General features: G+C 71.3%; 5 protein-coding genes. 2 read left to right on the top strand and 3 right to left on the bottom strand.

Features of this window, described 5'->3' with window-relative positions; all coding sequences use genetic code 11:
- On the bottom strand, window positions 1–1,318 hold a 1,318-nt coding region (locus AC30N0_RS01900), incomplete at its 3' end, for a hypothetical protein (RefSeq protein ID WP_489516247.1).
- A 161-nt stretch (window positions 1,319–1,479) separates the two neighbouring features.
- Entirely contained in the window at window positions 1,480–2,211 is a 732-nt protein-coding gene (locus AC30N0_RS01895; RefSeq protein ID WP_489516246.1) for a hypothetical protein, read from the bottom strand.
- Window positions 2,212–2,289: 78 nt separating this feature from the next.
- Between AC30N0_RS01895 and AC30N0_RS01890 the strand changes: the two genes are divergently transcribed.
- Window positions 2,290–2,823 carry a hypothetical protein gene (locus AC30N0_RS01890; protein WP_489516245.1) on the top strand — a complete coding sequence of 178 codons (534 nt, stop codon included), beginning with the start codon at window positions 2,290–2,292 and terminating at the stop codon, window positions 2,821–2,823.
- On the opposite strand, the gene AC30N0_RS01885 is transcribed toward AC30N0_RS01890, so the two are convergent.
- Complete coding sequence (locus tag AC30N0_RS01885) at window positions 2,728–3,861, bottom strand: Rieske 2Fe-2S domain-containing protein (protein ID WP_489516244.1); 1,134 nt, start codon at window positions 3,859–3,861, stop codon at window positions 2,728–2,730. The two genes, AC30N0_RS01890 and AC30N0_RS01885, sit on opposite strands and share 96 nt — an antisense overlap.
- Window positions 3,862–3,982: 121 nt before the next feature.
- On the opposite strand from AC30N0_RS01885, the gene AC30N0_RS01880 reads away from it, so the two are divergent.
- Window positions 3,983–5,028 (top strand): ABC transporter substrate-binding protein (locus AC30N0_RS01880; RefSeq protein WP_489516243.1); only part of this gene is annotated, 1,046 nt, incomplete at its 3' end.

The raw sequence follows: 5,028 nt of genomic DNA, 5'->3' as shown, positions 1-5,028 counted from the left end.
ACACGTTGTCGATGTAGGGGTCGACGATCGTCTGCGCCAGCTCCGACTCGTCGATCTGCCCGAAGTACTGCGCCATCAGGCCGGTGCCGCTGCCCGGCGCGGAGGAGGCCAGGCGCATGGTCGGCGACAGGGCGGCGGCCTTGCCGCGCCGCGCTGCCGTCGCCCAGGGGTTGCTGGCCACGACCTGGGTCATGTCGACGGTGTTGAACGAGGCCCAGGCGAAGGTGTCCGCGGCGACGAGCGCGGCGCGCACGGTGCCGGCGAAGAGGGCGGGATCGTTCGGCAGCAGGTTGCCGTGCGCGCCGTCGAGCTCGCGCAAGCCGAACGAGGCCGTTACGGCCAGGGGCCAGGCGTCGCGCAGCGTGTCGGGGATGAACTGGCTCGCGGTTGCCGCCGACGCCAGCGTCGTCTTGCGCCAGGTCGCCGCGGCCGCGAACTGCTCGGCCGTGCGCAGGCCGTAGTCGGTGCCGCCGTCGACGAGGAGCGTGCGAGCGCCCTTGCCTTCGACGAAGCCGGCGAAGAAGGAGCCAAGCAGCGTCGCTGCGGTCGGGCCGCAGGGCGCTTCCACGTACACCAGGTTCGGATCGCGCGACTCGCAGTTCACGAGGTTCGACGGCGTCTTCGGCTCGGCACCGGCCGGGCCGCGCAGGACGACGACCACGGCGTCCGGGAAGTCGATGGCGATCGCCTGCATGAGCATCCGGCCGACCCGCCGTGTCGCCTCGTGGTACTCCTCGACCGACTTCGTGTCCTGCTTGACGTCGTAGGGGTAGATCGAGCGCAGGCCGGCCGGGCTTTCGTTGTCGATGACGATGCCCGTCAGGCCCGCGTCGCGGGCGATGCGGGCCAGGCGGCTGAGGTTGGCGAGCACCGTCGTCCAGTCGTCGAAGGCGTCGAGGTCGCGTTGCACGGTGACGACGGCGAAGTTGTGCTTGAGCCGCGTCGGCCGCAGTGCGTAGAGCGGCTCGAGGTCGGCGGCGATGGTCGCGGCGCTGACGGCGGCCGGCTTCATGAGCGCGTCGGTCGTGTTCGGCAGGCGCAGGAAGACGCCGTCGAAGGCGTCGAGGGCGACCTCCATGGTCGCCAGGCGGTCGCGCAGGATGGCGGGCGTGACGGCGAGCGCGTCGCGCTGGTGCAGGACCAGCTTCCGGCCGGTGCGGAAGTCGCTGTAGAGCGCGGTGCCGCCAATCGGCCCGGGGCCGGCCTGGTAGTCGCCGGCGTCAGCGCTGTTCGCGGCGACCCCGCTGCTGCTGCTGCCGCCGCCGCAGGCCACCATGACGCAAGCGGCCAGGGCCGCCATCGAATGAGCAAGTCTCACACCCGTCTCCCTGAGCACGAGGGCGGACTCTGCCAGCGGCCGTCAGCGAAACCTGTAAGGCCTGTGTAAGACGTGCGGCGATCGGGCAACCGGCCCCGACCGGCGGTCGAGCAGGCCGCCGCAAAGCGACGACCCTTCGTGCCGGCGTGTAAACGGGCGTGTCAGGCGTCGTGGTCGGAGCCGCGGATCAGCGCCATCAGGCCGATCAGCACCGCACCGGCCGCAGCGACGCCCAGGGCGGTGCGCGCCGGCTCGTCCTTGGCGTAGTTGGCGGCGGCTTCGAGCTGCGGGCGCAGCCGGTCGACGACCGGGCCGGCCTGGCTGCGCAGGCTCTGCCAGGCCTCGGCGACGGTGTCGCTGACGCTCTCGGCCGCTTCGGCGGCGCGCTTCTGCGCGGAGCTCATCGCCTCCGACGCCCGCTCCTGCGCCGAGCTGACCGTGTCGGTGGCGCGTTGCTGGCCGGCCCCCAACGCATTGGCGGCCCGCTTGTGCGTGGAGTCGAGCGCGTCCTGGGCCACGCTGCGCGCGCGGTCGGCGAGGTCGAGTGCCGCCTCGCGGATCGCCGACAGGGTCGAGCCGGCCGCCGAGCCCATGTCCGAACTCATCTCGCGGATGTCCGGTCGGCGGTGGCTGGCGCCGGTGCGAACCATGAGGGCAACGATGCCCATGAGGGCGGCCCCGGCCGCGGCCGCCATGAGCACCGCCTTCGTGGGCTCGTCGCGCGCGTACGAGGACAGGGCCTCGATCTGCGGCTGCACCCGCCGGGCGACGGCATCGGTCTGCTCGCGCAGGGTCTGCGACGCCGACTGGTAGGCGACGTTGGCCTTGGCGGCGAGGGTGTCGGCGGCCGACGGGGTGGCGGTGGCGGGAGCGTTAGCGGTCGTGGTGGCCATGTTCTTTCTCGGCAGTGGTGGGGGTGGCGCCCTCCGGCGCCCACATCGCCTCACGTTAGGCGAGCCTCGCCGTGAGGGATGTGGGACAAGCCGGGACATCGCGGTAAGACACCGCCGACGCCCTGGACGCGGCTGAACATCATCCTCTCTTTTGCCTGCGGCCAAAGGATGCGGACCTGCCAAGGATGGACGCACGACGGCGGGCTTGAACTGCGGGGCGGCGGCCTCAGTTCCTGTGCATCGCCTTGCAACCCGGGGCGCCAGGACACCGCCATGGCTCCTCAACGTGCCGACTCACTCCGGACCCGCCTCGAAACCCTGATCGCCCTGGCTCGCCTGCTCGAGCGGGTCGAAGCGAGCCCCGTCGCGGTCGGCGCCGACCAGTATCGCGCCCTCGTGCGCCAGCTGACGTCGGTGCTCGGGTCGAACGTCCCGGAGCCGGCATTGCGTGCCGTTCTCGGCGCCCACCCGGCCACGGCCGAGCTGTACGAGAACATGCACTACGCCACGTCGGGCCTATCGCGCTCGCCGCTCGACCGCTCCGTCGCGACGGAGCTGCTGACCGCCGATCTCATCCACCGGGCTTCGCGGCGCGGCACCGGCGACGCCTGACCGCGGCTCGAGCAGCGCCGACGGGCTCCGCTCCGCCGCCGCCATGTCGGCGACGAGCCGGCGAAAGCGGACGACCGCCGCGTCCATCGCCAGCAGCATCATCGGGTGGCCCGGGTCGGCGGCGATGGCTTCGGCCTGCGCCGTGATCATCGCCCGGTCTTCCTCGAAGGCCACCAGCAGCGAGCGGTAGAGCGCCTCGGCGACCGAATGGTCGCCGTCCTCGACGCGCCGCGACTGCTGGAAGAAGTAGTGCGTCGTCGTCTCGGTTTCGGGCGTCACCGTCTGGCAACTGTGCAGGCGCACGGCGCGGCGCATGTCGCCTTCCTCGTCCTCGATCGGCCGCCCGCCCGAGTGCATGAGCAGGGTGCCGGGCAGGACGAAGTCGTAGATGAACCAGCGGTCGAGGTTGCTGCCGATGTCGCGGATCGTCCTGTAGTACGGCGGCGGCGGCACGTCGTGGACGCGCCGCGTGACGCGGATGCCGCGCGGCACGGCCTCGATCTCCGCCCGGGCCTGGGCGATCGCCGTCGTGCCGCCGAGCGTCTTCTCGTGCACGTAGCTGAGGTGCGAGAAGTCGAGCAGGTTGTCGCAGATCAGCGCCTGCGGCGTCTGGTAGTGCATGTAGCCCGGCACGTAGTCCCACTCCGGGTGGTCGCACGAGAAGTTGTCGGGCAGGAGGGCGCGGTCGGCCTTGGCTTCCTCGCCCATCCAGACGAAGACCCACTTGTTCTTCACGGTCACCGGATAGCGCTGGACCCGGACCTTGGCCGGGACGGTCTCGGCCCCGGGGATCTCGACGCAGCGGCCGGTCGCGTCGAAAAGCAGGCCGTGGTAGCCGCAGCGCACGCAGTCGCCTTCCTTCCTGCCCTTGGAGAGCGGCGCCAGCCGATGGCAGCAGCGGTCGCGCAGGGCCACGATCCCGCCGCCTTCGGTGCGGTACAGGAGGATCGCCTCGCCGAGCACCGTCCGCGAGAAGAGGCCGTCGCGCGGGATTTCGTGGTCCCAGGCGATGACGTACCAGCAATTGCGAACGAACATGGGAACACTCCACGTGGAGGAACGAGGATAGGCGCGGCCTTTTCCCGGGCACCCGGGACTCTCCCGAGGACAGCGGCGCGGGGACGGGCGACGATGCACCCGAACTTCGCAGGAGACAAGCGTGACCCGACCCCTTTCGACCCCCCAAGCGCGGGCCCGTTCCCTTCTTCCGTGCCTGGCGGTCGTGCTCGCTTGCCTCGCGCCCACGGCCCGCGCCGACATCCACATCGGCGTCACGGTCTCCACCACCGGGCCCGGCGCGTCGCTCGGGATCCCGGCCGAGCAGGCCCTGAAGATGTGGCCGGCCGAGATCGCCGGCGAGAAGCTCCGCCTGACCATCCTGAACGACAACACCGATACCACAACCGCGGCGCGCAACGCGCAGCGCCTCATCAGCGAGGAGAAGGTCGACATCATCATCGGCTCGTCGGTGACGCCGACTTCGCTGGCGGTGGTCGAGGCGGCCGGGGCGGCGCAGGTGCCGGTGATGTCGCTGGCAGGCGGCGGCGCGATCGTCCTGCCGCAGGACGGGCCGCGGCGCTGGGCCTTCAAGCTGTCGCCGACCGAGCCCATCTCGATCGGCCTGGTCCTCGACCACCTGCAGAAGAACAAGGGCAGGACGCTGGCCACGATCGGCTTCGCGACGAGCTACGGCGAAGGCTTCCTCAAGGGCGTCGAGGCCGCGGCGCCGGCTCGCGGCCTGAAGATCGTCGCCAGCGAGCGCTACAACCCGAGCGACGCCAGCGTCACGGCGCAGGTGCTGAAGATCGTCGCCGCCAACTCGGACGCGGTCTACATCCTGGCCTCCGGCACCCCGGGCGCGCTGCCCCAGATCGAGCTCGCTCGGCGCGGCTACAAGGGGCTGGTCTACCAGACCCAGGGCGTGGCCAACAACGACTTCCTTCGCGTCGGCGGCAAGGACCTCGACGGCGGCTTCATGACGGTGGCGCCGGTTCTCGTCGCCGAGCAGCTGCCCGACTCGAACCCGGTCAAGAAGGCGGCGGTCGACTTCGTCCAGCGCTTCGAGGCCCGGCACGGTCCGAACTCGCGCTCGCTGTTCGCGGCCACCGCCTGGGACGCGCTGCTCGTCATCCAGCAGGGCGCGCGCGAGGCGCTGAAGAAGGCGAAACCCGGCACGCCCGAGTTCCGCACCGCCCTGCGCGACGC

Source organism: Rhizobacter sp. (assembly GCF_031412495.1).
Classification (GTDB): Bacteria; Pseudomonadota; Gammaproteobacteria; order Burkholderiales; family Burkholderiaceae_C; genus Schlegelella_A.
This window is presented reverse-complemented; position numbering and strand designations above follow the sequence as displayed.

Bases quoted from the DNA above. Each gene is read 5' to 3' on its own strand.
- AC30N0_RS01895 (WP_489516246.1), bottom strand. From the start codon at position 2,211: ATGGCCACCACGACCGCTAACGCTCCCGCCACCGCCACCCCGTCGGCC.
- AC30N0_RS01890 (WP_489516245.1), top strand. From the start codon at position 2,290: ATGTGGGACAAGCCGGGACATCGCGGTAAGACACCGCCGACGCCCTGG.
- AC30N0_RS01885 (WP_489516244.1), bottom strand. From the start codon at position 3,861: ATGTTCGTTCGCAATTGCTGGTACGTCATCGCCTGGGACCACGAAATC.